Raw genomic sequence first — 26,916 nt, forward strand, 5'->3', positions numbered from 1 at the left:
ACTTATACATTTCTATGGGATGCTTATACTTTTCAACGGAATGTGTACTCCCTAAGCTTTCCCAGGCCAACAGCAATTAGTATCGTCACTCCATCCACTTCTCATACCACATCTGAAACATCAACATATACCATACTTTGAAAGCATACTCCTTTTTTCCAGAATAAAATTCGCTTTTCAGCTCACGAACAAACTCCACCCTGAAAATCCCCTGTTGAGAGATATGATCATCTCCCAAGTAATACAATACACAACTTTTCAACGACGTCGATAGCCATAACTCTATGGGTATCGCAAAACCCATCTTAGGCCGGTCCATGATCGATTTAGGAATATATTCATGCACTATTTCCTTTAATATATGTTTCTTAACTCCTGCATTATACTTAAAGGAATCCGGCAATTGCGCAACCCATTCAATGATATGATGGTCCAGAAAAGGCTCCCGGGCCTCCAATCCAAACGCCATGGAGGCCCGGTCCACTTTTTGGAGGACATCATCCATTAAGTAGCTTTGGTAATCAATGGCCATCATATATGCCAGAGGAGAAAAATAAGGTTTCAGAAGCGCTCCGGATAAATGGGCGGTTTCCAGAACGTCTACCCTGTCAACTAACAGTTGATTTACCTGCTTTTGATCATACTGCCTGCTAAGACTCTGCATCACACTCGCCGGCGAAGGGTCTCTCAAAAAGGACTTAACCTTTTCATACCTATGATAATAATTACTGCGAGCGCTCAATGCAGCCAAGTTTTTTGCAGGCAGGTAATCCATGAGGGTAGCCAACCCAACCCGGAAAATGGCTGGTATTTGCTTGATGGTCCCTCCATACTTCATAACATATTCATAGCGGTTGTAGCCTGCAAAAACCTCATCTCCTCCATCTGCGCTTAATGCTACCGTTACATGTTGGCGGGTCAACTTACACAGGAGCATGGTCGGTATCGCACTCGGGTCGCCGAATGGTTCATCATAATAATGAGGGAGCTGTGAAATGATTTCCAACGCCTCGGTCTGGGTACATTCAAACTGAATATGGTCGGTACCCAGGTATTCAGATATGTTTTTGGCGAATTTTGATTCATCTAAACCTATATCCGGCACTCCCATTGTGAAGGTCCGCAATTTCCGTCCGCTATCCTGTTGCAGAATCGCGGTGAGGGCGGTACTGTCATATCCGCCGCTGAGGAACAATCCTACCGGAACATCGGCGACCATTCGGTGAACAAACGCCGCCTTAAGGATCTTTTTGGTTTCCTCCTTGGCCTCTGCAAAGGAAATGTCCAGTTTGGGTTTATTGTAAGCATCGTAAACATCCCAGTATTTTACAATTTCGACCAGATCACGCGCAATGGAAATTCTCAGAAAATGACCAGGCTTCAACTTATGGGTGTGATTGAAAATACAATGAGGAGTTGGGACATTTCCATATTGCATAAAAGCCCCGATGGCCTCAAGGTTAATCTCTTTTTCAAATCCGGGATGGCTGCATAAGGACTTAAGCTCGGAAGAAAATAGAAACAAACCATTCTTCCTATAATAGAAAAAAGGCTTTATGCCGGCACGATCCCTTACACAAAATATTTCCTGGGTCCTGCTATCATAAAAGACAAAGGAAAACATTCCTACAAATTTGTCTAAACAAGCAATACCCCATTCTCTAAATGCATGAAGAATCACTTCGGTGTCAGAATCGCTATTGAATTGATGGCCGGATGCAACCAATTCGTTCTTGATTGACAAATAGTTAAAAATTTCGCCATTAAAAGTTATCCATAAGTCATCAAAAAACATGGGTTGATGTCCCAACGGAGATATTTCAATAATAGAAAGCCTTTTGTGCCCTAGCCCTATATTCGCATGTTCGGTACAGAATACTTCCACTCCCGAAGAATCCGGCCCCCGGTGATTCAATTTTTCATTCATTGCCTCTAGATCCCCGAGCTCAGACCTCCCACTATAGTCTATAAATCCTACTATCCCACACATAAAAAATGTCTAAATAAATACGATGACAAAAATTTCCACCTCACTTAACAGCGATTCTGTACCAACATCAAGAAGAAGACCCAAAACAAGTCTGAAGGGATGCAAGCACACATAACAAATCGGGCGAGGAATTTTTACAACCTGAATTACGGGAGGCAATCCTGGACAACTTTTCCCGTCACTCGGGGATTTTGCCAGGCACTTTTTGCGTTTCTCTAACCACAAATCCCCTGCTGACATGCGAGAGACTAAATGTTTGTTGGAATAAAGCGCTTCACCACACCTTTCCCGCCGGTGATCGGTCAGGGAAAGATTCAATGTCTTACACCTGTACGAACGGGCGTTAATGCCTTCAACATAGCCTGGTAACGGTTAGACCCCCTTGGAGGCTTATCAAGGGGGTACACTGCCACCAACGCGGGCATCGTCAATCTGAAAGGAATAAAGGCACGCTGATCAACAAGCCCAAGCCCGGATGTTTCAAATTAATCCAGACAACAAAATGGCTATGTATAGCACGACTTACGACTCGGGGGCGAGAGAATAAGAGTGAGTACAGCATGACTGCCGTATAGCTGCACACAGATATCTGAGATATCTCAGATAGATTTAATTTTGGAGGAATTATCATACAATGGGTTTACGGCTGCAACTTACGGAATTGCAATAACAAACTCAATAAAGTATAAAAGTTCATTTTGTTAATTACAATTCCGGCGACGTAACACTACTGCAATAAGGTAATGTCACAGCTATTTACCCATCAAAATTATCGTAAGTGGTGGCAAAAAGACTCCATTAAATATAAAATTTATCCATAAGATAATTTGGAGTTAAGGGCCATATAAGTAACAAAAGCTAGTCTTAAAAAAACACAGCAATGCTTCCCCTATATTTGTAGAATAAATACATAAAAACCGAATTAATGATCAACATTGTAGATCAAATTCGGCGATTTCTGAGCATAAAACTGAATTATTTCGGATTACCACACGCGAGCGGGTTTTCCCGGAACCGGAAAGATGGTTTTTTCGATGGTCCGACACCAAACTACAATTTAACCATGATATTTGACAGGGTGCCGCCCATAGTCAGTACCCTGTCAAAGGCTTATCAAAATCCTATTTTGAAAGTAAATCCAAAACCGCCTGACCGACCGCATGTGCCGATTGCGGGTTTTGCCCGGTAACCAACCGACCATCGACGACTACATGCTGCTGCCATGGCCCTGATTTTTCATACACACCGCCACGTTGCCTGAGTTTATCCTCAAGTAAAAAAGGAACGACCTTATCGAGTTCAACAGCTGCTTCTTCTTCATTAGTAAAACCATTTACTTTCTTACCTTCAACCAGATACTTCCCGTTGCTCAATTTAATATTGACAATCCCGGCCGGTCCGTGGCATACGGCACTAACGATACCATTGTTTTCGTATATCCTGGCGGCGATGGCAGCAATCTCTTCATTGTCGGGAAGGTCCCAAACAGCACCATGTCCTCCGGCATAATAAATAGCCGCGTAGTCCTCCGGTTTTACCTCGGAAGGCTTGTAGCTATGGCTTATTTTGTAATGGTAATGTTCATCTTCCCAGAAGGCCTTATTGTCCTGATCCTTCAAATCGAATCCGTCAACAGGAGGCTCTCCACCCCGCGGGCTGACAAAATCAATCTCGTAGCCGGCATCTTTTAATACCCTCCAGGCGTGGCTCACCTCGCTCAGATAATAGCCGGTAGGTAAACCTGTGCTTCCTTTTTTATCGTGGCTGGTCACCACAAACAGAATTTTCCCTTTCATCGAATTTGCTTTTTTTGTTTGAGCTGTTGCAACAAGTGTTGAGAAAAAAATGGCGCAACAAGCAAAGGCCATCATTCCCGTTTTGGTCATGTTCATATTGTATTACTTAACTGTGTAACTACTTCCGATGCATTTCGGTCTGGAGATAACCAAAAGCACGTCAGTCATTTGATAATACAAAGGTGAAGCAAAACGGGGCGGACCGAAAGGAGGCTGATCACAAAATTGGAGTGATTACAATCACATTATGGATGACTTATGCGACTTAATGTCTCCCTGGAAACACCCAAATAAGACGCCAGTAATGTTTTAGGAATTCGCTGCAATAATCGGGGGTTCAATTCAAAAAGACGGTTGTACCTCTCCTGGGGGTTCTTGTTGAGCAAAAGCAAAATGCGCTGCTGCAATGCCACATAACCTGCATTGGATTTCTTCCGAAAAAAATTGGCAATGCTATGCAGTTCGGTGCAGAGCTTTTCTTTATCCTCAAATGATAGCACCAGCAATTCACTGTCTTCAATACAGTCTATCGCAATAGTCGCCGCCGAACTGTTCATCATCGCCTGATAATCGGATATCCACCAGTCCTCCATCGCAAACTGAAGGATGTGCATTTTCCCTTCTCCGTCGGTGTAATAAGCTTTGAGCAACCCTTTCACCACCCAATAATCTTTCACGACCAGGTCGTCTTCCTGGACAAGAAATTGGTGCTTTTTTAATTTTTTTGACTTAAAATGAGAAAGGAAGTATTCAAACTCCGCGTCGGTCAGAGGGGTAACCTGCTCAATGTGCTGCCGCAATGCTAGGCTCATGGGTATAGTATCTTTGAAAGTAAAGATATCTACTTTTTTCAAGGCCGGGCCAAATCAAATCACAATACCTGATCTTAGCCCGGGACCAATCAAGCCCCATTTACCGTCCCCCCGACCGAAAAGCCGGTTACACATCGCTGATAAAATCGGATCAACCCCTCCCTTTCATTTTCACAGCTCAAAGCTTCCGTCCGGCGAAAATCCAGGATTCTCCGGAAACGGGGACCTTCCACAGCGATGTGTAACCCAACAAGCGCTTCACTCAAAAATACCCGCCCTTCTCGGAGATATCGTGGATCGATTGCCCCTCCTTTACCCAACCAAAAATCACCTTCTCATTTTCAATAATTTCCTCGACTCTCAGTAAAACATCATAAGCAATCTCGCGTGGCACCACCAAAACTCCGTCTATATCACCCAGGATCACATCACCAGGCTTAATCGTCGCATCCCCGATCTGACGGGTAATCTGGTAATGAGTGATCAGGCAGCGGCCCAGGCTTCCGTTGGAAATCCGGTATTTGTAAAAGACCGGGAAGTCCGCTTCCAGGATCTGATGCGTGTCGCGTACTCCGCCGTCTATGCAGGCAGCCTTCACTTTTTTGTTCTTGGCGGTGGCAGTCATCACCCCACCCCAGAGCGTGGCTTTCTGATCGCCCGTCGTGTCCCAGACCACAAATGAGTCCTCGTGCATTTCATCAAGCATTTCCACGCGGAATTCCATTTCCCCTCTAATCATCGCATTGGGAGCACTCTTAACGGTAAAGGCAAACCCGGCAATGGTACGGTATTCCCTCAGCGGCACGATGTGGCCGGGAAGCGGCTGGTTAAGCAGGCAAAACTCCCGCATGACATCGTTGACGGCGCCCGTGTAAAGCTTTTCAAAACGCTGCAACAATTCTTTGTCAGGGATGGGGAAAGATGCGGTAGATCTGCCTTCCCTGAATTCGATGAGCTTTTCCAGGTTCATCATCCCTACCTCTTTTTTATACTGATCTACACTCATGGTTTTTCAATTTTAAGCGTTCAATTGTATGTTTTTATTGGTGTTTAAAATCCGGTTGCATTACAATGTCAGAGATTTGAAGTTGCGGCCGGGGAATTCCACGCCTTGACTTCAAGAACCGGTCTCCGGGACACATTCGGTTCACGCCAGAGCACATCCAGCCAAATCTGCCTGGACTCTCCGGCTGCCAGCCAGAAAAAGTTGTCTTCGGCTACGATGGCCCTTTTCGCTCCGGTAATATCTATTTTGGTCATAAAAGCAGGTGCCGCCCCCGTATTCCTGATGGTTACCCTGATCCGGCTGCGGTCATTTCCAATTTTTTCCTGCGTGTTAGCGGCCACTGTCAGACTTGTTTGGGGCGATTTGGCCATGACGGGTTTTAACCAGGGGCCTTTCTCTAACGGAATCCAGGGGATGGGTGTAGTAGTATATTCCTTAAAAAAAGCATCATCCTGCATTTTAGAGAGCACTCTGGGGAAATAGCAGGAACCGCGAGATCAGCTTGCCGGAGGTATCTTTCAACTCGGCTAACACGAGCAGAAAACGGTTATTGTAAGTGTCCGGAATGGTGAATTTTCCTGTGGTACTGCGCTCCTAGTTCAGATTGAGGCCGACGGTCAGTCCCAGATATGGCTTTCCGTGATAAATCCAGTACTCCCGGTTTTCGTCCAGCAGATGATCGATTCCCAGTGCAAGACCGAAATTCAACTTATCTACCGCCATAATCCAGCAAAGCCCTTTGGACCAGATAAAACCATCGTACTCCACCGTGATGTTGTTTTGGGTCACCCACGGATTCAAAGGCGTAACACCTATCCCGGTGATGATCCCGGCCGAAAAACCGAGGTGGGCAATTCGCTGGTTGATTTTCCCGATGGGATTCTGCTTATAGGAAAGTTCATAGGTATCGTTCCGGTAGCCCAGATAAAGTGCACCATTGAGGTGGTTGCTGAGCTGCCGGGAAAACGACCGGATCGCAGGCCGGAACTTGAAAGGCATTGTCAGAATATCAACGTCAAACGTATTCTTCCAATACTTGTTTGTCCGTACCGTTTGAAGAGAGGCTTTCGATGGGTAGGCTTGTGGTTTTGGCGGCAGGGTACCGGTCGGCGCTACCCTGCCCCGCCCCTGGTCGAGCCGGTACACCAGGATGGAGTCATCGGTATTCTCGATGTAAACCCGGCGTTTACTTCCTTCCAGTTTCGTTGTATAAACGCCATCATTAAATTTATACTTGGGACTTTCTTGCAGTACCCTGCAGGAGCTGAGCAATAAGAGTAAATTAAAAAACAGTAAATAATTTCGCATATAACCAGTTTACATTCAAACACCCTTTTTAACGGCATGCCCCTTCGTGAAGTATTCCCGCGCCTTTTTTAACCCCGTTGCAATGGCAACGCCTTCCTCCGCCCCGTCGGCAAGCAGCGCGTTGGCTATTTCGACGGCCTTATCCCGGATGCGAACCGGCTGGTTCTTATAAGATGGCGGGTAATCCCCGTGATACCAGGGCATGAGACGATCGTTTAGTGGCTTAATGCGTATTGTTGCTCATTTTCTTCCGGCTGCAGGCCTTCCGATTGCGTCGCAAGCTCCTCATTCATCTTGTCCATTTGCTTCCGATGCTGATGAATAATCGCCGTATTGATATTCGACCCTTCCACCATACCCAGCAGTGTTCCATACTCCGCGATGATTTGCTGGTGAACACCTACGATTTTCCCGAGTGCCACGCCCACGCCCCCTGCTGCATCCACAGCGATACTCGTATTACGTTCAGGACGCATGATACACGCATCTCCCATACAACATCGAAGTGCATCGTAGAAATTTGCTATTTCTTTTTTCAGCAGTGAACAAATCATATAGTCCCTGCTCAACAATTTTCTCAGCTGAAACGGGATTTCCTCGCGCATCGCAACTGTCAATACGAGTTGCTGTGTTTTATACAGCCCCCAGATCTTTACAACTTGTTTTACAATCGCTTTTACGTTTTCCATGTCCGTTGATATTTTACATGGATCAGCAATAACTATGCCATACTGTTTGGAAATGAATGCATTACAATGGGCCCCACATCCGACTTGATCATTCAGTTCAGAAGTCATATTCCGCTTCCCAATCGTTGGCCAACTTGAAAGGGCCAAGCGTTGGGAACGGTTTTTGTTGTGTGTTCCGGCCAGTAGGACGCAAAAACAATAAACTTAAAAATCATGAAGAAATTAGCAGTTCTGATCGCATTTGTGATCATGTCATCGGTTGCCTATGCGCAGGACGATGCAAAGTCAAAAGCAGACAAGGCAGCGACCGAAACCAAGGAAGCCGGACGGAAAGCAGGTAAGGAAATCAAAAAAGATGCCAAACATGTAGGCCACAAAGTCGAGGAAGGAGCTGAGAAAGTAGCAGACGGCTCTGAGAAAGCTTATGACGCCACCAAAAAAGGTGTCAAGAAAGGCGCAAAGAAGGTAGAAAAAGGAGCTGAAAAGGCTTACGATGCGACCAAAAAAGAAGGTAAGGAACTTAAAGAGAAAGCGGATAACAACCAACGCTAAGTTTCAAAATAATACTCCTGGCTAAAATCAGCCGGGGTTTGCAGAAACCAGGTTTCCATTGAAACCTGGTTTTCTTTTTTTCCAAACATTTAAAAAGTTTGGTTATGACTTTTGCAGCGACAACGATCAGGCATCGATCGCATCATATACGATAACTTTATCCCAAAGGTGACTGCAATCCTTGATGAATTGCTGATGGATCGGGTGCGTTTGGTAGCTTGCCTGTCCGGCAAGATTTTCAAAAAACATCAATTCCGACACCGCCCAGCTATTGTCAACGACATCGCGTTTTTCCGTACTCGCCACGACTCCAATGCGGAGTTCTTTGATCGCATCTATCTTTCTCAGCGTCTTGAGTCCCTCAATGATCCTGTCGCGGTCCGCTACGGAACCCGGGTTTTTAAGCCAGAAAAATACATGATGGACTAATGGATACTTCCCTTTCTCCACGTTGGCCGGAGCAGCGATCGCGGCGGCAGTCCCTGCTGCAAGGGTAACAGAACTTGCTATAAATTTACGACGAGTGTTGTTCATGCTATTTGTTTAATGTACGATGTATCTTTTTTGGCCAAAAATAGCAGATACGGGCATGAGTAGTACATGTTTATGGCTATATAAATCGATACGGGTGCAAAAAATAGGACGTCGGCAAATCAGGCAGGCTGTGAGGAATACCCAAATGAGGGCTTTCCCCAGTCCGGAATCAGGGTCGGCATACCCGGAATTAGTCCTATACGGTGGATTCTTCCTCTCCGGGTTTGGCAAAATACCCGACGGGGCGCCGGGAATGCGTCGTTTTGTGCAATAATTGTTATGTTTGTTATAATTAAAATGATATTCCTACCTGGCTAATGGTATGTCTCTAACTCAATACACAGATCATGAGTTGCTCGGTCTGATGAGATCAGGGCAGGAAAGCGGGTTTACAGAGATATACAACCGTTACTGGAAAAAGTTGCTGGTCATCGCCGCTAACAAAACCGGCGACCTCGATGAGGCCGAGGAAATTGTACAGGATATTTTCGTGTCACTGTGGAACCGGAAGAAAGAGCTGGAACTGACCTCATCCCTCGGCAACTACCTGGCCGTTTCGGTTAAATACCGGGTGATTAAATCATTGGCCAAACAAAATTTGAAGCGCCGGTTTGGTGACGACCGTTCCTTTCATTATGACCTGATCGACGATTCAACACAGGAATGGCTCGAATTCGAAGAGTTGCAGCAGCGACTAAGCGACCTGGTGGCCGGACTGCCCGAAAAATGCAGATTAGTATACCGGCTTAGCAGGGAATCGGGATATTCGCAGAAACAGATAGCTGGGGAACTCGGCATTTCTGAAAAAACGGTGGAAGCCCATCTCGGCAAAGCGCTCAAAACCCTTCGTACAGGCCTGAATCAATTGCTCTTCTCCTTCCTTTTGTAGCGCCTTCACCACTGAAATATAATTTTTTAGAAAAATAATACATTTTTTTTATCACCGGACTAAGGGATCGGCTTCCTCAAAGGAACTTATAGAAAAAGCCTTTGAACCGATGTCATTAAAACCACCTGACGTACGATACCTGCAACTGGCCGGAAAATGGCTGACCGGTACGATCACCCCCGAGGAACGAAAGGAATTTGCCGACTGGTACAACCGTGGCCAGGACGAGGAAGTGTATGTCTCCGAATCCTATGCGTCGAGCGAGCAGGAGCACCGGGACCGCCTGCTGGCCGAAATACGGGACCGGATTTCCCGCACGGAAAGCAGAAAGCGGTCCTGGCTGTTCAGACCATCGGTTGCCGCTGCCATTACGCTCCTTTTGCTGGGAGCGGGAACCTATTTTTTTATCGCAAAAAGAAAAACAGCGCCTATACCCGTGGCAGCCCTAACGCATGACGTCGCACCGGGCGGTGACAAGGCTACGCTGACGCTGGGAGACGGTTCGGTGCTCAAACTCGACGAACTTGCGGACGGCGCGCTCCGGCAGGATGACCATTTTAGCATACGCAAGAAGGACGGTGAGCTCATTTACGAAGTGAATAAAGATACCCAGAGCAGCAAATTGAGCTATAACACCATTTCCACGCCTAAGGGAGGACAGTTCAGGGTGGTGTTGCCCGACGGCAGCAAAGTATGGCTCAATGCATCGTCGTCGCTGACATATCCCACTTCCTTCGATAAAAACGCCAGGCTCGTCAGGCTCTCCGGTGAGGGCTATTTCGAAGTTGCCAAATCCCGCGTGAAAGGCAGCCCGGTACCATTCCGCATCAACGTCAACGACCGCGAAACGGTGGAAGTGCTCGGGACGCATTTCAATATCATGGCTTATACCGAAGAAAAAGCGATCAAAACGACCCTGCTCGAAGGAAGTGTGCGCGTAACCAAGGCAGGAACGCGTAAAAGCAGCTTGCTGAGGCCGGGAGAGCAATGTGCCTACGACGGTGATAAGGGATTTGTGATCCGTCATGACATTGATGCGGAGGAATCCATTTCCTGGAAAAACGGCATTATTTCTTTTGAGAATGCAGACATCGAAACCATTATGCGGCAGGTCGGAAGGTGGTACGACGTGCGTGTCGAGTATCAGGGCGAAATCCCGCGGCGCCTGTTTACCGGTGGCATTTCCCGAAAGTCGAATCTTTCGGGTGTGTTAAAAGTACTTGAACTGAACAACATCCATTTTGAAATCAGGAACAAAGTCATTGTCGTAAGGCCCTGAATAAATAAACCGGAAGTGCTACCAACACTTCCGGCGGTTACCATCCTGGAAGATGGCAGTTCGGAGCCAAACGAGTAGCCGTAAACCGGCAAAAAAATCTTTCCACAGATTGTTTTCCACTTAACCCCAAACGAAGCAAAAGTATGAATTTTTGTACTTATGGCATTTCTGCTGCCCAAAAAACAGGTCGGCTTTCCGGGCTCGTTTCCGTGAAGCTTCCGACGCTGATCCGGCTGGCCCCGGTCATCCAAAAACAAATCGTCATGCGGATTAAAATTACAGCCTTCCTGATCGCCTGCGCGTGCATACACGTCTTCGCGGAGGGGAACGCGCAAACTATTACCCTGTCGAAGAAGAATGTTTCGCTGGAAAAAATTTTTAAAGAAATCAAAAGTCAGACAGGCTATATTTTCTGGTACGAAAGCGATATCCTGGATGCTTCGAAAAAGATGGACATAAGGGTCCGCAACGTTTCGGTCCCTCAGGTACTGGATGTTTTGCTCCGAAATGAATCGCTGCAATACTCGATTATCGACAAAATGATCGTGATCAGGAAAAAGGAAACTCCCCGGTCGGAGCAGGAGCTGATGCCGATGCTTCGCAAAGAGCAATCACCTGCATCCCCGACTGGCTTGCCGGGTAAAACTTCCGCGTTGAGCCCCGGCACCAAAATTGGCGCCTACCATTTGCCCGACATCCGTGTACAGGGAAGGGTTACCGATGAACGGGGCGATGGTCTCCCCGGTGTAAGTGTGTTATTAAAAGATACCCAGCGGGGTACCACCACCGATGAAAACGGGAATTTCCAATTCGATGTAAACGACGGCAAAGCAGTACTCGTCTTTTCTTTTGTAGGCTATCTGCCGCAGGAAGTGCAAGTGGGCAACCGGTCAAAGCTCGATATTGCTTTGAAAGCAGATACGAAAGCGCTTGAAGAGGTGGTCGTTGTAGGATATGGTACGCAAAGGAAATCCGATATCACCGGGGCCATTGCATCGGTGAACGAGCAGTCGCTCCGCGATGTGCCCGTTACAAACTTGTCGGAAGCATTGCAAGGCAGGGCCGCAGGCATCGATATCCAGAAAAACGGGGGAAACAGCAAACCAGGCTCGCCGCCAGTGATCCGGATCAGGGGTAACCGCTCGCTTGGAGCAGGTAACGACCCGTTGTTTGTGGTCGACGGCTTGCCCTTCAATGGCAGTATCAATGACCTGAACCCGGACGATGTGGTATCTGTCGAGGTATTAAAGGACGCTTCTTCTACTGCGATTTACGGTTCGAGAGGCGCCAATGGCGTGATATTGGTAACTACTAAAAGAGGGAAAGAGGGAGGCTTGCAGGTGGGGTATAGCGGCTATGTAGGTTTTACCAAAAACCTGGGCAAGTTCCACATCATGAATGGCTCGCAATTCCGGGACCTCAAAAAATGGTCGAGGATCAACGGCTCCGCGCCGGGTACTTACACGGGTCTGGACGATCCGAAGTTCATGACGGATGGCACCTTCGACCCGCAGGAGGTAGAGTCGATCAATATGAACAGAAGTACCGACTGGCAAGACCTTATTTACAAAACCGGCATCATGACCAACCACCAGCTGAGCGTATCAGGAGGCACCGGCAAGACCCAGTACGCATTCTCAGGTGGGTACTTCAAGGAGACGGGCATTTACCCGGGCCAGGGCTTTGACCGCTACGCCGCCAAGCTGAGCATCGATCAGCAGCTGGCGCGTTTTATCAAGGTAGGTCTGAGTTCGATCAACACTTTCACCCGGATTGAGGGTGAGAATGCCAATCCGATGGGGCAGGTATTGCGTGCGAGCCCACTGACAACTCCGTACGATGCCAACGGAAACCTGTGGGGTTTCGTACCCGGCAGTGCCAATCAGGTATGGAACCCGCTCGCCAATTTCATTGACGGCGCCGTGGTAGAAAACAGGCGTCGGCTTGGAACGTTCACAACACTCTACGCGGATGTAAATCTTGCCAAAGGGCTCAGATACCGCTTTAATGCAGGTGCCGAAGTACGTTCGGATGTATACGGAAATTTTTACGCAAGTGCCACTTCCAACAACCTGGGGGGCTTGTCGACTTCCCGGAACAGCACCGGTTTCCGCACCGATTACACGCTTGAAAATATGGTCATTTACGATAAGGTCCTCGCCGGCCGCCATAAGTTCAATTTCACCGGCTTGTATAGTTTACAGGAGTCACAAAACCAGACCAATGAGTTCAACAACAACACCATTCTGGCTGATGTCCTGGAAAACACCAATCCTCAGCTGGGCGCGAACCTTACGGGCACGGGCACGTATGAGAAATGGGCGATCATATCCTACATGGGCCGTCTGAACTATGGTTTCAATGACAAGTATCTCCTCACGCTGACCATGCGTTCGGACGGATCGTCCCGCCTTGCGCCGGGTAACAAATTTCACGTATTCCCGTCGGCAGCGGTGGCCTGGAACCTGAGTGAAGAGCCATTTATGAAAACCATGGCCGACGTAACGTTTCTCAAATTACGCGCGAGCTACGGTACGGTGGGTAATCAGGGGATCAGTCCATACTCGACACTGGGCAAGCTGACGCCGGTGGTTTACAATTATGGCTCATCCAATGTTACAGGGGCTTATCCGACCAACACACCCAACCCGTCGCTTGAATGGGAATATACCAGTTCATTCAACGTCGGCGTGGATTTCGGATTGCGCAACAACCGGATAAGCGGTTCGGTCGAATACTATCAGCAAAAGACCAACAATCTGCTGTTGCCACAGAACCTTCCGCCTACCACAGGTATCCCTAATTCCATCTTAACCAACGTCGGCAAGACCCAGAACCAGGGATTAGAGATCCAGTTGAGCCTGATCAACATCTCCGGCAACGGCAGGGACAAATTCAGCTGGACAACAGACCTGAATTTTTTCCTGAACCGTGGAAAAATCGTACAGCTTGCCAATAATGTGACACGCGATATTGCCAACAACTGGTTTGTCGGAGAGCCCGTCGGGACCCTATTTGACTACAACAAGATCGGCATCTGGCAGAACACAGCGGCCGACAGCGCCGCGGCCAGAAAACTGGGTCTTTCTGTAACCGGTACCGGTTCAGTCATCGGTACAATCAAGGTCGAAAACACCAATGGCGACGAGGTGATCAATGCCAGCGACCGGGTCATTCTGGGCTCGCAACAAGCCAAATGGCAGGGCGGGTTTACCAACCGGGTGGCCTACAAAGGTTTCGATTTCACGATCGTAGGTTTTGCCAGGGTCGGCGGACTGCTCATCAGTCGGATGCATAACAGTGGGTTTGCCAATACTTTCCAGGGCAATTACAATAACCTCGTCGTAGACTACTGGACACCCACCAATGGCCAGAACTTCTACCCAAAGCCCAATTCTGCCTCGACCAACACACCATTCAATTCCACGATGGGCTATTTCAACGCGAGCTTCCTGAAAATCAGGAGCCTCAGCCTGGGCTACAATTTGCCGCAGGGGCTTCTGAAGCGGATAGGCTGCAAATCGGTGAGGCTATATGCCACGGCCAACGATGCATTTATCCTCTTTTCGCCCTACCGCAACAAATACAATGGGATCGACCCGGAAGGCGGATCGATCAATGTCGATACGCCAGCCACTTACTCGATGATCTTTGGCGTTAACGTATCCTTTTGAAATACAGTATCTTATGTTTAAAAATACAGATCAATGAAAAAAATATTATCGATAGCAACGGTTTGCGTTCTGGGATTTAGTCTGCTGTTTTCCTGTGAGGACAGACTCATTGAAGAACCCAAATCCATTCTCACACCCGCCTTTTTCAGCACAGCGCAAGGGTTCAGGTCGGGTCTGGATGCAGCCTACGCCGGAACGCGTATGTTCTGGGGGAATCAGGATCTGTTCACGATTACCGTGATTGGTACCGACGAGTTTTTTACCGGCCAGGACGGCAACAACAACATTAATAAATACAACAGTAATTACCTTCCCAACAACGGCCAGGTAACCAATACATGGACGAACTGCTACACGTTTATCAATACATGTAACGGCCTGGTGGATAATGCCGAAAAAATAACCGGGATCGACGACGCCGAAAAGAAAAGAATGGTGGCCGAAGCCAAATTTCTGAGGGCCAATTTTTACTTCATTCTCGTCCAGTTTTGGGGAGACGTCACACTCAACAAAACTTTTCAGGCTTTGCCCAGCACGTCGGCTTCACGTTCGCCGATGTCGGAAGTATATGATTTTATCATAGAGGATCTGACCGAAGCAGTTAAAACGCTGCCTGCCAGCCCGGTCGCCGGTGGTGTGCTGTCCGGAAAAGCGACGGCTGCGGCCGCGAAACACCTGCTCGCAAAAGTGTACCTGACACGCGCGGGATCCGCAGCAGCCAAAGCAGACGACTACAAAAATGCCCACACCGTTGCCACGGACCTGATCACGAATAGTGCCGCTTTGGGCCTAGGCTTGTTGCAGGACTTCGGCCAGGTACATGCAGAGGGTAATGAAGGAAGCAAGGAGGTGCTATGGACGGTCCAGCATACATCCAATCTGGCATACAATGGTCCCAACAACAGCGGAGGGGCCGACAATGTGCTGAACCACATGTGGGTTCCGCAATATGAAAACCAGCCTGGAATGAAGCGCGATGTCCGGTATGGCAGGCCCTATATACGCTGTGTGCCTACCCGCTGGCTTACCGACACTGCGTTTGCGGACCGGACGAACGACACCCGTTACGGCAAAACCTTTCAGACCGTCTGGTACTCGAATAACGCGGCTTCCATCTCACGCTGGCCCGCCACGCTTCCGCCGGGAGCACCTGCCAATGCGCAGCCGGGCGGACTGAAGTTCAGCGTCGGTGACACGGCCATCTATATGCCCGGCAGAGACGTTTCCAATGCAGCCATTGCGGCAGCTCCTTACCTATTGATCCCCCCGAAAAATTACACCATTCGTCTGGCACCGGCGATGTTCAAGTACTTTGACACCAAACGCGCCGACCTGAACTATCCGTCGATCAGACCGGTGATCGTTTACCGGCTGGCGGAAACTTATCTGATCGCCGCAGAAGCATTGCTCATGGACGGTCAGGCGGCGGCGGCGGTATCCTACTTCAATGCCGTCCGTCAGCGGGCAGCCTACCCAACCGGTAATGCAGAGGCATTAAAAGCCAAAGCCTCCGATCTGACACTGGATTTTATCCTGGACGAGCGCGCCAGGGAACTGTGCGGGGAGAATATGCGCTGGTGGGACCTGGTACGGACCGGAAAGCTGGTTGAACGGGTAAAAAAACACAATCTGGAAAGTGCGCCGAACATTCAATCCCCTAAACACCTGTTGCGGCCCATTCCCCAGAACCAGATCGACGCGGTAGTAACGGGTGAGCCCTACCCACAAAATCCGGGCTGGTAATAATGTATCGAGCTATCCCCAAGTCATTAAATTTTTTTTCCCGCGTGAGATCAATCCATGTTTTATTGGCGATCCTTTTACCCGTAGTAGCTTCCGGACAATTTTTGCCGGAAGCCACTACCGGGGCAGGACGATACAGAGCCATTTTTACCGCTCCCCCTCGCAACGTTCCAACACCCAAAATGCCCGACGGGCCACTCGCCGGTAACGGCGATATCGGGCTCACCATGGGCGGTTCGCCCGACCATCTAACCTTTTACCTTGGAAAGAATGATTTCTGGCGTGCCTATCCGGTGTACCCTGGCGGCGGCATTGCATTACCCGGTGGCCTGGATGTCTCCTTTACATCTTTAAAAGGCGCTTCTTATTACGCTGAAACACATTTTGACCAAGCTGTGATCCGCGGTCAGTTTAAGAAGGGCAATTTGGAAATTACTTCGGAAGCCTGGGTAGCGGCAACCCACAACGCGGTGGTACTTGCATTCACAGCCAATCAAAACTGCAAACTAAACCTCGGGCTGTGGGCTGCGAAAGGAAATACTGCGGCAACAGATCAGGGCATTACAGACGGTGTTCAATGGGTAACCAGGTCTTTTGAAAATACACCATTGCTCGAATGGCCTTCGCGTGTGGCGATCGCGATGAAATCCCTGGGAGGCAATCCGGGGAAAAGCGGGACCATTACCCTCCGACCCGGCCGGAAGCAGACCATTGTGATCATGCTTTATACCAATCTGGACGACCCGGACTGGAAAAACCGGGCGATTACCGAAGCGCATGCCATGGACGACACAAAGGTCGGACAAATGCAAAATGCCCATATCAACTGGTGGAAAGAACGTTGGGGCCGTTCGCATATCGCGATCGGCGATTCGCTGCTGGAAAAGTACTACTATGCCTCTCAATACGTTTTCGCATCCGCCAGCCGGGGTGATAAGATGGCACCCGGACTTTGGGGACCATTTATTACGCGCGATTCAACCGCCTGGGGAGGCGATTATCATCTGAACTACAACTATCAGGCACCCTACTGGGCTGCGTTTTCCTCCAATTATGTCGACCTGACGGATAACTACGACCAGCCGTTGCTCGATTACATGGACAAGGGCAGACAGCACGCCAAAGAGCTTTTGAATACCGGTGGCCTCTACTACCCGGTCGGTATCGGTCCCGGGGGCATTTGCACGACCCGCTGGCCACTGACACCCGAGGAAATGGAGAAACGTTACGGCTCACGTGAAAATACGATCGACGGAGGATACAAATTTCTGGGGCAGAAGATCAACGCCGTTTTTAGCGCCGCCAATATGTTCATGCGATTTTACAGTACCTACGATGAGCAATATGCACGGAAAGTCTACCCGTTCCTCATCGGGTGCGCGGATTTTTGGGAAGAATACCTACGGCTTGAAAACGGCCGCTATGTGATCGCTATGGACCATTTTAATGAAGTGATGCCCAATCTGCGCAACAAGGGGCAATGGCGGGACAAGCTGGGGGATTTCAACTCCAATCTTTCTCTCGGTCTGGTGAAAATGCTTTTCAAAGGTTTGTACGACATGAGCGGTTATATGCAAACCGATAGTTCGCGGCGTAATAAGTGGGCGCAAATCGTGAACCATCTGAGCGACTTCCCCTCCGGACCGAATGCGGACGGCCTTGTCGCTCTGAAAAACACGGAACGAAGCCCCGTGGAGCAACAAATGCAACCCAATGGGTTGCAACGCGTTTCGATACACGGGTTGCTCTTGCCGGGAGCAGTGACCGGCCCAGTCACCGATCCTGCTTTTAACCGGATCCTCTTGAATGATATCCGGCGTTGGCAAACGAAGGCAAAGCAACCCGAAGAATGGGGCAACACAATGGGTAATGGCATCGAAACCGTCTTCCCCGGAGCGGTGCGGGTAGGCTATGATTCGGATTCGCTTCTTCGATATCTGAAAGCAAGAATCCTGGCCTCTTCCTATCCGAATTTGCTGATCACCCAAGCAGGGGGAGGCATAGAAACCTTGTCTGCCGTCCCGCTGACCATTCATGAAATGCTGATGCAGAGCTATGAAGGCGTAATCCGCATTTTTCCGAATTGGAATCACAGTCGCAATGCGGCCTTTGACAAACTACGCGCATACGGCGCTTTTCTGGTCAGCAGCGAAATAAAAGGCGGATCCATTACCCGGGTGAAAATTTTCAGCGAGAACGGTAGGCCATGCCAGCTGGTCAATCCATGGCCCGGCAAAATCGTCCAATTGAAACGCGATGGCAAACCAGCGGAGCTATTAAGCGGCGACCGGCTATGGTTCGATACCGGTTTTGCGGAAGTCATTGAATTGGATGCACCTTAACGCAAACCAAAGAAAAATCCAGGAAGGGTTACCCGCCGTTAAACTCATACAAAAAGCCACCAAAACTTGCTAGCACCAAAATCGCTATAATCAGGCCCGACAACCCGATCAGGAAAGCTTCCCGGGCGACGCGTCTCCCAAAATCATGGCCCTCGATAAACTGGTTGATATTAAGAAACCTCTTCCGGCTATAATGTGCGCAAGCGATATGCACAAATATGCTTATGATCGCAAAGAAGTAATAAGGCAAAAAGAAGGCCCTGGTACCCGGATCCACCGCAACGTTAGCCGCAAAAAAGAAATCTGTCTCAACTTTCCATGAAAAGCGTGCTAACAATATCGCCCGAACATGATATACTAAAAAGAACCCCAGATAGAGGCCGCTGACAGCCTGTAAACTTTTCACCGCCGACTTCCAGCATTGCTGCCCGACTACCAGTAAAACCCCGCTTACGATTTGAATGAACACGCAAGTCAGCAATACCGGCTCAACATACGGATTCCTGTATACGTTTCGAAATACCGTCATGACATGGATATGGGTTGCCGGTCCGGCGAGCGCAGCCAAATGATTTAACAGATGAAACACGATAAAAATGACAAAAAGAAACGCAGAAAACCGATGAATCTTTAGTAGCAGATATTTCATTCAATTTGGGGTTTAAAGGAAAGTCAAACCGGCGTCCCGACAGTCGCGAGGACGCCCGGTCTGGCGTATGAGCTATTCCGTACTACTGTTCGTGAATTTTGCCGATGATGGTATTAATGCTTCGAGGCTGAATTGTCACGGTACTTCCATGGGCATTGACTTGCTCCAAATCCCGGCCGGCCGATGTTTCGTATTGTTTCAACAGCACAAATTTGCCGGCAGGCGTGCTGAGGTATATTGCAATCGGGGCATCCCCGCTATTAACCAGAATGGTAGCAATTTCACCATTTGTATTCTTATAGGATGAAGCCAAAAGTCCGGAATTTTCAGTCGGACCGCCTGCTTCGATTCTCACTGCACCTGGTCGGACAAAAGCGCTGAAATTACCCAGAGCCCAAAGCATTTTTGAGGTTCTGAAATTCCCGCCGGTCTTATTCTTGTCAATGTACACGAGTCCGTCCTTGTAATCATATGGAGAAATGGCAATCCACCAGTGCCAGGCAGAGGCATTGGCATGAACCAGGTCGTTGTGAATCACTTTTGCCATGTACAAAGCCGAAGTAATGGACAAATCGAGCCCCTCTCCTTTTATTTCCCCTTCGTTATCACCGAGAATACAATATTCAGTCATCCAGTATTCAAGTCCAGGAACTCTGCCGACTTCAGCAGCTAACTCCTTTCTTTTGGTTACCGCTACCTCGAACGGCGAGGTGGTTAGGTAACTGTGCCCGGTGATCACAGGAAGTACATTAGGAAGATCAGCGAGATATGCCGGGGATTTCTTATCGAAATAGGTATTCAAATTTAATCCGCGCGCCGGGCGTTCGTACCCCGAATAGATGTATTCGATGCGGGAAGCCTCCGCAATGGCAATTTGAGTAGGCAACTTCCTTTTCAACAGGGACGCACTCAGAGACCTGGTCATGGAAGCGACGTGCTCGTTCAAAAACGGCGTTCCCTCCTGTCCGCCGTGGTCCCAATCCCACTGGGGCTCATTTACCGGGCTGACGTACTGAAACATGATACCCGTTTGTTGATGAACCCCTTCGATCACGTCGGTCAGGAAATTTGTGAAATCTAAAAAATGCTCCGGTTTCAAATTCGGTTGCGCGTCAGGGGCATATCCTCGGTGGTTTACGGTCAGGTGTGTCGGTGGCGTGTTTGGAAAAATCAAAAACTCCTTCACTCCGCGATCCCGGGCAGCCTTCATAAACCACAACTGCCCGGCTTGTTTCCTCCAATCATAGGAGCCGTTCGCCATCCGGAACGTTTCTGTCCGCCGCCATTCATCGCGAATGCCGCTTGCATCACCCTGTTCCATGGTTCCGGAACCGACATTGAAGCGCCATAGTGAAAGACCGATACCTTTCATGCGACCACCCGGTGCCGCGTCGTAACTGAAAAGCAGGTCGGCGATGGCATTTTTCTGGCTGTCGGGCCAGTTTCCAACAAATTGGCACGACCATGCGTCCGATGCGCCGAAATGCCGGACCGTCTGATGGATCACTCCCGGCCTGATTTGTATAGTGACCGCCGTATCGCCCGGCAGTAGAACACCGGCTTTTAGTGCCGCCGGGCAGCCGCTCAACATCACAAGAAGACATGCAATTGCCAATAAAAAAGGTTTGGGATACATTAAATACATAGAACAAGTAGTAAAAAGTGAGTAAAGGAATTTTTGAAATCGTCAAATGCTTGGGCAAGGCGGGGTTGATCAACCTGTCTATGCTTTATATTGTAATTTATTGAAGCAAAAGTAGAATTTTTCCAATTTCAATATAGGGGGAGATTTTCGTTTCTTTGGGGGGGTAATTCCACAAAAAACCCCTTATCTAAACCGCCTTTTATGGATACAGTTGACTTTCCTGATATTAAGTTAATCGATCATGTCAAGATTATTACCGGCTCTCCGGTCGTCGGCGGGGACGAAATATTGAAATCCTTTAAAAGCGACTCTGTCCCCAAAAAGGAGGTCATCCAGCAGGCAACACGTGAATGCACCACCCTGTTTTTTGTCATCAAGGGCTGCCTGCGGATGTTTTTCGTCGATAGCAAGGGGGTCGAACGGACAACCCAGTTTGCGATTGAAAACTGGTGGCTGACCGATTTCATGGCGTTTGAAAGAAGGCAGCGCACCGAATTCTACATCCAGGCCGTGGAAGCCACTCAGGTCCTGTCGATCGGGCATCGTGCTTACGAATCGCTGCTGGAAGACAATCCGCAGATGGAACGGTACTTCCGTAAGATCTACCAACGCGGTTACGGCGCCTCCCTGCTTCGGATGAAATACCAACAGGATTTTTCGCGGGAGGAGCTTTACCGGCACTTTGCCAGCCTTTTTCCCGAATTTGTCCAGCGCGTCCCGCAGTATTTGCTTGCCTCCTACCTGGACATCACGCCGGAATACCTGAGCGAGCTCCGAAAAAAGCGATCTTAAACCAGTTTAAGCAAATACGCTTTACCCCCTTCTACCTTTGAAGCATTCATCAAAACAGTAACAATGGAAAAGAGGGTAGATATTGCAGCCACGCAGCCGCAGGCATACAAGGCCATGTTTGGTCTGGAAAATTATTTAAGCAGCACGAAGCTCACCAAGACGCATCGGGAATTAATCAAAATACGGGCTTCACAGATCAATGGATGCGCCTATTGCATCGATATGCATACGCATGATGCCCTTCAGGCCGGAGAAAGTATTCAACGGATCGTCTTGTTGAATGCCTGGCGGGAAACATCGTTATTCAACCAGGAAGAGCGCATCATCCTGGCACTTACCGAGGCGATCACCCTGATCCATGAAGAAGGGGTTAACAGCGAATTGTACTTGCAGGCTGCCGCCGCATTAGGAGAAGAATACCTCGCCCAGGTCATCATGGCCATTGCAGCCATCAATACCTGGAACCGCATCTCGATCAGCACGCTGATGCAGCCACCATTGCGTTCTTAATGTCCGGAAAAGCGCTCAGTTTGATATGCGAGAAATAACCTGATGCCATTCTTCAACTTTCCCTGAGCAAAAAGAAAAGGCCTGCCGAAGCGGGCCTTTTCACATCCTTAGCCAATTTCTATTAGTCTTGGCGGTTTTTGTTTCACTTCCTCTTTTTTCGGAATCGTCAGCATAAGCAGCCCATTTTCATAACGCGCTACGATGCCTTCATCGTTGACCACATCCTTGGGCAGCAGGAAGCTGCGCTGGAATGATTGATAACTAAATTCCCTTCGGTTGTAGCCCTCTTCGCTCTTTTCTTCCCGATTTTCCCGCTGCGAAGATATCGTCAGCGTGTTTCCATCCAGTTGCACCTGAAAGTCGCCTTTCTGCATGCCGGGCGCAGCCAGTTCGACCTCGAAACTCTCGTTCGTTTCCCGGATATTGACCGAGGGAACAGTGGTGCTGGTGGACGAATAATTGTTGTTGCCCCAGTTAAAAAGTTCGCGGCCAAAGAAATCGTCGAACAGCGCTGGGAAAGTTGTGGGCAATAGCCCATTCCTTTTGATGAGTGACATAATTAACCTCCTTTTTAAAAAGTTAAACAATGAATAAATGAACTGCCACAGATAACCCGTGGGACTATCGGTTTATCAAATCCAATGCCAAACTCCCCAAACCAAGCCCCTGCGCGCAGAGGATATGTCATTTTTTCCATGTTTCTGCCAATTTTTCATTTCTTAAAATGGCAGGGAATATGCTCCGCCTATGGCCGCTCCCCAACGATTTTACCGTTCAAAGTGCTTTAATGACAAATATTTTTTACCTTTAAAATTGTATTAGATGGTAAAATAAAATTCATTTTGTTGTGATACGAACATTACATCACCTGCAACTCGACGGAGGGTGTCTCGTATTTGATTTCATCAACACCGTAAATACGCGCAAGCCCGTTCCTGAATTCGAATACCTGAAAACATTTGAGGATTTTCTCGAATGGTCCGCAAAGGTGGAATCACTTCCCGGAGACAGACTTCAACTACTGAGGGAACATGCTGCCACAAGGCAGGCTACCGCCATAACGACGCTCCGCAACGCCATTGACGTTCGCGAAAACCTGTACCGGCTTTTTTCAGCCATGGCCAACGGTAAGTCCCCGGATCCCACGGTGGTGGATGCTTTTAATGAAAGGCTTTCACTGACGTTTCAAAAAATCCATATGCGGTTCGATGTAACCCGCGCCGAAATCCATTTTAACGAACATGAAATTACGCTTGACGAGCCGCTGCATCCCATCATCAAATCCGCTTTCGATACCCTGACCCGCGAGGATTTCGGCCGGCTGAAAGAATGTCCGCGATGTGGCTGGCTCTTTCTGGATACATCTCGGAACGGAAAGCGCAAATGGTGCGATATGCGGGTATGTGGTAGTCGAGAAAAAGCGCTGGAATACTATTACAGAAAAACAAAAACCGCCTGATCACGCATGGTTTTAAGCAGATCCGTCAAAAATCTCCTCCTGATCGCTGTCGTCATGCCGGTGTTGCACTGCACCCCTGAGCGGAGCCGCCCAACCTCCGTTAATTATCCCCTGCCTCATCCGGATTCTGTTGCCACACCGTTCCTTCCCGGAGTTGTAAACAGCGACTCGCTTGACTTCAATGCAGCCTTTTCCCCGGACGGAAAACAGTTCTATTTTTCGCGCTCTGGCAAAGGGAAATGGATGATTTACGTGACGGAACAAAGAGAAGCTACATGGAGCCGCCCGGTGCTGGCGCCATTTACTGAAACCGAATATTCGCAAGCGGATCCTTTTATCACGAGCGACGGAACATTATATTACATTTCAAACAGGCCACGCTATAAAGGCGACACGACTGCCGACTACGATATATGGTCCATTCGGCCGTTGGGCGACGGTTCGTGGACGGAACCCGAAAATATTGAGGGCGTAAATTCCGATAGCACCGAATACTATGTGTCACGGTCAGAAAATGGCAACTTATACTTTGCTTCCAATCGCGCGGGAACGCTCGGATCACACGATATTTATGTAAGCCGGTACATTCATGGAGCTTATACGACACCGGAAAACCTTGGGCCTTCAATCAATTCCAAACAGATGGAACACGATCCGATGATCACCCCGGATGAACAGTACCTCATTTTCACTTCCGTTGACCGCGCCGACTCCCGCGGCAGCGGTGATCTTTACTATTCTCTGCGAAATCGGGATGGAACCTGGGCACCTGCAAAGAATATGGGCAGCAGGTTCAATACCGATAGCTACGAATACTGCGCTTACCTCACACCAGACCAACATTATCTTTTTTATAGCACGAATTACGATGTAAAATGGATCAGCACCAGACACCTCCCCTGGATGCGGCATTAACCTGAAAGCGTTAACAAAGAATGCATTGCTGCTCAACCGAGCAGATGATTTGATGGGTTTTGAAAAATCATTCCGACCATTTAGCCATGCAGAAAAAGAACAACCTGAAGTCTTTCAACCTCTACGAGTTTTTGAAACACCAAAACGCTCACAGTACTCACCTACCCTTCTTTCTGGCCGATCGGCACACCTACCAGACCGCACACGTCAGCTTTCCATTCCGCACATTTGCTTACGGATTAGGCATTACCCACACGGGCGAAGGCGATATGTTTAAGATTGGCAGCACCGATTATTCATTAAAAGCACACAGCCTCACGACGGTCGGTCCCGGGATGGTTTGTCAATGGACAGGTAATTACACGGCAGAACACGATACGGTCTATTTTACGGAAGAACTGTTTGCAGGAATGCAGGCGAAGTCGTTCCTGCATTCGTTGCCCTTCTTTTTCCATGGCGGCAACCATGTGATCCAGTTGACAAGCGATCAGGTAGAAAAGGTGAAATCCTTGTTTGAACTGCTCAAAGTATTAAAAGACGAAAAAGATGCGGTTCCCGGGGTCATTCATTCCCTGCTGATGCTGACAAATTCGTTCCATTCCATTCAAAATGACAAACCAAAGACCGCAGGCGTTTCCAGAAGGGAAGAGATTACACATAAGTTCAGAAAATTGGTCGGGGCTTATTTCACTTGCCACAAGGAAGTAGCCTACTACGCCGCGAGTTTGCACATCACCCCCAAGTATCTCAGTGAGGTTCTGCAGATCGAACTGGGTAAGTCGGCGAAAGCTTTCATCGATGAGTTTGTCATGATGGAAGCCAAAAGCCTTTTAAAGCAAACTACGATGTCTGTACAGGAAATAGCGCACTGGCTCGGATTTGAAGATACCTCCCATTTCACAAAATCCTTTAAAAAGCTGGCCGGAAGCACGCCTACCGATTACCGAAAGGATAAGCATTCTTCACCGGTTGGCTAAAAGAGAGAATACCGAAATTTTTACCATTTCTCCCGACATTTCCCCTAACGGCGTACCTGTCTGATGCAGTAGCTTTGCTTCTAAACCATCAGGCTTTATGCGCAAATTGTACGCTGTCATTCTCGCACTGCAAGTGTTGAACATTACCAGTTCCTATTCACAAACCAACAAAAAACCAGCAATGAAAAATCTAACAGAATTCAAGGTCGCGGTCCCTCAACAAGTATTGGATGATTTGAAAAGCCGCTTGCAAAATACCCGCTGGCCGGGAGAGTCCGAAGGGGCGGGCTGGAATTTTGGCACCAGTGAGACTTACCTGCAAGAACTGGTCCGTTATTGGCTCACCGGATACGATTGGCGCAAGCATGAATCATTTCTTAACAAATACCCTCAATATATTGCCGATGTAAACGGCGTAAAGGTTCATTTTCAATACATCAAGGGAAAAGGTAAAAACGCCAGACCACTTATACTGACGCACGGCTGGCCCGACAGTTACTACCGCTTTCACAAAATTATTTCGCTGCTGACCGAGGGGGATCAAAGCTTTGACCTGGTGATACCATCCATTCCTGGTTTCGGCTTTTCCGATAAGGTTGCCTTGAGTAGTGAAGCGGTGGCTGACCTGTGGAAAGTGTTAATGACAGAAAACCTGGGCTATGAAAAATTCTACGCGGCCGGTGGCGACGTGGGCATGAGCGTCACCAAAGCACTGGCCTCAAAATATCCAGGAGTAGTAGCGGGCGTGCATTTTACAGACGTAGGTTACCCCATGGGGCAGGAAGATCCAGCCACCATGACCGAGGCTGAAAAACAGTTTGCGCAGTTTGTGCAGCAATGGTGGTATGCCGAAGGAGCTTATGCCATGGTACACGCTACCAAGCCGCAATCGCTGGCTTACGGACTGAACGATTCGCCCGTTGGCCTTGCCGGCTGGATACTCAGTTTCGCCAATTCCGGTGCTACGCCCGACTTAATCGAGCAGGCATTTGGCGGCAAAGATGAGATGCTTACCAACATCATGATTTACTGGGTAACGCAAACCATTGCGACCTCTGTCAGAATGTACAAAGCAGATGCGATTGCCCAATGGAGCGGCTTACAGCCGTTACAGAAAAGCAATGTGCCGGCAGGCGTAGCATTGTTTCCGAGAGAAGCGCAATTCCCGAAAGAATGGGCAGACCGCTTTGTAAACGTAGTCAGTTTCAAAAAAATGGAGGAAGGCGGGCATTTTGCCGCCCTCGAAGTCCCGGACACTTTCGCAGGAGAACTCCGGAGTTTCTTTTACAGTATCCCATGATGCGGCTGCGAACAGGCACTTTCCCATTGCCGGTGCACCGTTGCCCCATTTACTG

24 protein-coding genes are annotated in these 26,916 nt (G+C 48.6%); 12 read left to right on the top strand and 12 right to left on the bottom strand.

The genetic code is table 11. From position 1 onward, the window contains the following. Positions 1-85: 85 nt before the first annotated feature. The 8 genes from asnB to BP71_RS21145 all read right to left on the bottom strand — a co-directional run bounded on the left by asnB (position 86) and on the right by BP71_RS21145 (position 7,601). On the bottom strand, positions 86-1,990 hold the full coding sequence (gene asnB, locus BP71_RS21110) for an asparagine synthase (glutamine-hydrolyzing) (RefSeq protein ID WP_496382846.1): 1,905 nt from the start codon (positions 1,988-1,990) through the stop codon (positions 86-88). Between the two features lie 1,121 nt (positions 1,991-3,111). Next, the gene (locus tag BP71_RS21115; protein WP_496382848.1) at positions 3,112-3,876 is read right to left on the bottom strand and encodes a type 1 glutamine amidotransferase domain-containing protein; all 765 of its coding nucleotides are present in this window, start codon (positions 3,874-3,876) and stop codon (positions 3,112-3,114) included. Between the two features lie 155 nt (positions 3,877-4,031). Beyond that, entirely contained in the window at positions 4,032-4,598 is a 567-nt protein-coding gene (locus BP71_RS21120) for a Crp/Fnr family transcriptional regulator (RefSeq protein ID WP_496382850.1), read from the bottom strand. Between the two features lie 262 nt (positions 4,599-4,860). Continuing rightward, positions 4,861-5,604 (bottom strand): RraA family protein, encoded by a 744-nt coding sequence (locus BP71_RS21125; RefSeq protein WP_496382852.1) that lies wholly within the window; start codon positions 5,602-5,604, stop codon positions 4,861-4,863. Positions 5,605-5,672: 68 nt separating this feature from the next. Further along, positions 5,673-5,975, bottom strand: coding sequence for a hypothetical protein (locus tag BP71_RS21130; RefSeq protein WP_496382854.1), 303 nt, complete (start codon positions 5,973-5,975; stop codon positions 5,673-5,675). 223 nt (positions 5,976-6,198) lie between these two features. Then, the gene (locus BP71_RS21135; RefSeq protein WP_496382856.1) at positions 6,199-6,912 is read right to left on the bottom strand and encodes a hypothetical protein; all 714 of its coding nucleotides are present in this window, start codon (positions 6,910-6,912) and stop codon (positions 6,199-6,201) included. A gap of 15 nt (positions 6,913-6,927) precedes the next feature. After that, positions 6,928-7,116 carry a DUF2188 domain-containing protein gene (locus BP71_RS21140; protein WP_496382858.1) on the bottom strand — a complete coding sequence of 63 codons (189 nt, stop codon included), beginning with the start codon at positions 7,114-7,116 and terminating at the stop codon, positions 6,928-6,930. 11 nt (positions 7,117-7,127) lie between these two features. Next, positions 7,128-7,601: a hypothetical protein gene (locus BP71_RS21145; RefSeq protein ID WP_496382860.1), complete on the bottom strand. Its 474-nt coding sequence runs from the start codon at positions 7,599-7,601 to the stop codon at positions 7,128-7,130. Between the two features lie 213 nt (positions 7,602-7,814). Here BP71_RS21145 and BP71_RS21150 point away from each other — a divergent pair, with 213 nt between their 5' ends. Beyond that, positions 7,815-8,153 carry a hypothetical protein gene (locus tag BP71_RS21150; RefSeq protein WP_496382862.1) on the top strand — a complete coding sequence of 113 codons (339 nt, stop codon included), beginning with the start codon at positions 7,815-7,817 and terminating at the stop codon, positions 8,151-8,153. A gap of 126 nt (positions 8,154-8,279) precedes the next feature. On the opposite strand, the gene BP71_RS21155 is transcribed toward BP71_RS21150, so the two are convergent. Next, positions 8,280-8,687, bottom strand: a complete 408-nt coding sequence (locus tag BP71_RS21155; RefSeq protein WP_496382864.1) for a Dabb family protein — start codon at positions 8,685-8,687, stop codon at positions 8,280-8,282. A gap of 322 nt (positions 8,688-9,009) precedes the next feature. Here BP71_RS21155 and BP71_RS21160 point away from each other — a divergent pair, with 322 nt between their 5' ends. The 5 genes from BP71_RS21160 (at position 9,010) to BP71_RS21180 (ending at position 18,614) form a co-directional block, all read left to right on the top strand. Beyond that, positions 9,010-9,576 carry an RNA polymerase sigma-70 factor gene (locus BP71_RS21160; protein ID WP_496382866.1) on the top strand — a complete coding sequence of 189 codons (567 nt, stop codon included), beginning with the start codon at positions 9,010-9,012 and terminating at the stop codon, positions 9,574-9,576. A gap of 109 nt (positions 9,577-9,685) precedes the next feature. Further along, the gene (locus tag BP71_RS21165; RefSeq protein ID WP_496382868.1) at positions 9,686-10,855 is read left to right on the top strand and encodes a FecR domain-containing protein; all 1,170 of its coding nucleotides are present in this window, start codon (positions 9,686-9,688) and stop codon (positions 10,853-10,855) included. Positions 10,856-10,998: 143 nt separating this feature from the next. Then, positions 10,999-14,529, top strand: a complete 3,531-nt coding sequence (locus BP71_RS21170) for a TonB-dependent receptor (protein WP_496382870.1) — start codon at positions 10,999-11,001, stop codon at positions 14,527-14,529. Positions 14,530-14,562: 33 nt separating this feature from the next. Beyond that, on the top strand, positions 14,563-16,272 hold the full coding sequence (locus BP71_RS21175) for a RagB/SusD family nutrient uptake outer membrane protein (protein WP_496382872.1): 1,710 nt from the start codon (positions 14,563-14,565) through the stop codon (positions 16,270-16,272). A 44-nt stretch (positions 16,273-16,316) separates the two neighbouring features. Further along, complete coding sequence (locus BP71_RS21180) at positions 16,317-18,614, top strand: glycosyl hydrolase family 95 catalytic domain-containing protein (protein WP_496382874.1); 2,298 nt, start codon at positions 16,317-16,319, stop codon at positions 18,612-18,614. A 28-nt stretch (positions 18,615-18,642) separates the two neighbouring features. On the opposite strand, the gene BP71_RS21185 is transcribed toward BP71_RS21180, so the two are convergent. Next, on the bottom strand, positions 18,643-19,263 hold the full coding sequence (locus BP71_RS21185; protein ID WP_496382876.1) for a hypothetical protein: 621 nt from the start codon (positions 19,261-19,263) through the stop codon (positions 18,643-18,645). Between the two features lie 82 nt (positions 19,264-19,345). Beyond that, entirely contained in the window at positions 19,346-20,878 is a 1,533-nt protein-coding gene (locus BP71_RS21190; RefSeq protein WP_496382878.1) for a glycoside hydrolase family 30 protein, read from the bottom strand. 231 nt (positions 20,879-21,109) lie between these two features. Between BP71_RS21190 and BP71_RS21195 the strand changes: the two genes are divergently transcribed. Together BP71_RS21195 and BP71_RS21200 are read left to right on the top strand one after the other, a co-directional pair. Further along, a complete protein-coding gene (locus BP71_RS21195) occupies positions 21,110-21,700 on the top strand; it encodes a Crp/Fnr family transcriptional regulator (protein ID WP_496382880.1) in 591 nt (196 codons plus the stop codon). A gap of 63 nt (positions 21,701-21,763) precedes the next feature. Beyond that, positions 21,764-22,210: a carboxymuconolactone decarboxylase family protein gene (locus BP71_RS21200; protein ID WP_496382882.1), complete on the top strand. Its 447-nt coding sequence runs from the start codon at positions 21,764-21,766 to the stop codon at positions 22,208-22,210. A 107-nt stretch (positions 22,211-22,317) separates the two neighbouring features. Here BP71_RS21200 and BP71_RS21205 read toward each other — a convergent pair whose 3' ends face one another. Then, positions 22,318-22,767 carry an Hsp20/alpha crystallin family protein gene (locus BP71_RS21205; protein ID WP_496382884.1) on the bottom strand — a complete coding sequence of 150 codons (450 nt, stop codon included), beginning with the start codon at positions 22,765-22,767 and terminating at the stop codon, positions 22,318-22,320. A 290-nt stretch (positions 22,768-23,057) separates the two neighbouring features. On the opposite strand from BP71_RS21205, the gene BP71_RS21210 reads away from it, so the two are divergent. From BP71_RS21210 to BP71_RS21225, 4 genes are all read left to right on the top strand, one after another. Next, positions 23,058-23,669, top strand: coding sequence for a CGNR zinc finger domain-containing protein (locus tag BP71_RS21210; protein ID WP_496382886.1), 612 nt, complete (start codon positions 23,058-23,060; stop codon positions 23,667-23,669). A 6-nt stretch (positions 23,670-23,675) separates the two neighbouring features. Then, on the top strand, positions 23,676-24,584 hold the full coding sequence (locus BP71_RS21215) for a TolB family protein (RefSeq protein ID WP_496382888.1): 909 nt from the start codon (positions 23,676-23,678) through the stop codon (positions 24,582-24,584). Between the two features lie 86 nt (positions 24,585-24,670). Continuing rightward, a complete protein-coding gene (locus BP71_RS21220) occupies positions 24,671-25,561 on the top strand; it encodes an AraC family transcriptional regulator (RefSeq protein WP_496382890.1) in 891 nt (296 codons plus the stop codon). A 97-nt stretch (positions 25,562-25,658) separates the two neighbouring features. Then, entirely contained in the window at positions 25,659-26,861 is a 1,203-nt protein-coding gene (locus BP71_RS21225; RefSeq protein WP_496382892.1) for an epoxide hydrolase family protein, read from the top strand. Positions 26,862-26,916 lie beyond the last annotated feature (55 nt).

This window comes from Dyadobacter ginsengisoli DSM 21015, from assembly GCF_059568735.1.

Coding starts and splice junctions, on each gene's coding strand:
- asnB (WP_496382846.1), bottom strand. CDS start 1,990: ATGTGTGGGATAGTAGGATTTATAGACTATAGTGGGAGGTCTGAGCTC.
- BP71_RS21115 (WP_496382848.1), bottom strand. CDS start 3,876: ATGACCAAAACGGGAATGATGGCCTTTGCTTGTTGCGCCATTTTTTTC.
- BP71_RS21120 (WP_496382850.1), bottom strand. CDS start 4,598: ATGAGCCTAGCATTGCGGCAGCACATTGAGCAGGTTACCCCTCTGACC.
- BP71_RS21125 (WP_496382852.1), bottom strand. CDS start 5,604: ATGAGTGTAGATCAGTATAAAAAAGAGGTAGGGATGATGAACCTGGAA.
- BP71_RS21130 (WP_496382854.1), bottom strand. CDS start 5,975: ATGGCCAAATCGCCCCAAACAAGTCTGACAGTGGCCGCTAACACGCAG.
- BP71_RS21135 (WP_496382856.1), bottom strand. CDS start 6,912: ATGCGAAATTATTTACTGTTTTTTAATTTACTCTTATTGCTCAGCTCC.
- BP71_RS21140 (WP_496382858.1), bottom strand. CDS start 7,116: ATGCCCTGGTATCACGGGGATTACCCGCCATCTTATAAGAACCAGCCG.
- BP71_RS21145 (WP_496382860.1), bottom strand. CDS start 7,601: ATGGAAAACGTAAAAGCGATTGTAAAACAAGTTGTAAAGATCTGGGGG.
- BP71_RS21150 (WP_496382862.1), top strand. CDS start 7,815: ATGAAGAAATTAGCAGTTCTGATCGCATTTGTGATCATGTCATCGGTT.
- BP71_RS21155 (WP_496382864.1), bottom strand. CDS start 8,687: ATGAACAACACTCGTCGTAAATTTATAGCAAGTTCTGTTACCCTTGCA.
- BP71_RS21160 (WP_496382866.1), top strand. CDS start 9,010: ATGTCTCTAACTCAATACACAGATCATGAGTTGCTCGGTCTGATGAGA.
- BP71_RS21165 (WP_496382868.1), top strand. CDS start 9,686: ATGTCATTAAAACCACCTGACGTACGATACCTGCAACTGGCCGGAAAA.
- BP71_RS21170 (WP_496382870.1), top strand. CDS start 10,999: ATGAATTTTTGTACTTATGGCATTTCTGCTGCCCAAAAAACAGGTCGG.
- BP71_RS21175 (WP_496382872.1), top strand. CDS start 14,563: ATGAAAAAAATATTATCGATAGCAACGGTTTGCGTTCTGGGATTTAGT.
- BP71_RS21185 (WP_496382876.1), bottom strand. CDS start 19,263: ATGAAATATCTGCTACTAAAGATTCATCGGTTTTCTGCGTTTCTTTTT.
- BP71_RS21195 (WP_496382880.1), top strand. CDS start 21,110: ATGGATACAGTTGACTTTCCTGATATTAAGTTAATCGATCATGTCAAG.
- BP71_RS21200 (WP_496382882.1), top strand. CDS start 21,764: ATGGAAAAGAGGGTAGATATTGCAGCCACGCAGCCGCAGGCATACAAG.
- BP71_RS21205 (WP_496382884.1), bottom strand. CDS start 22,767: ATGTCACTCATCAAAAGGAATGGGCTATTGCCCACAACTTTCCCAGCG.
- BP71_RS21215 (WP_496382888.1), top strand. CDS start 23,676: ATGGTTTTAAGCAGATCCGTCAAAAATCTCCTCCTGATCGCTGTCGTC.
- BP71_RS21220 (WP_496382890.1), top strand. CDS start 24,671: ATGCAGAAAAAGAACAACCTGAAGTCTTTCAACCTCTACGAGTTTTTG.
- BP71_RS21225 (WP_496382892.1), top strand. CDS start 25,659: ATGCGCAAATTGTACGCTGTCATTCTCGCACTGCAAGTGTTGAACATT.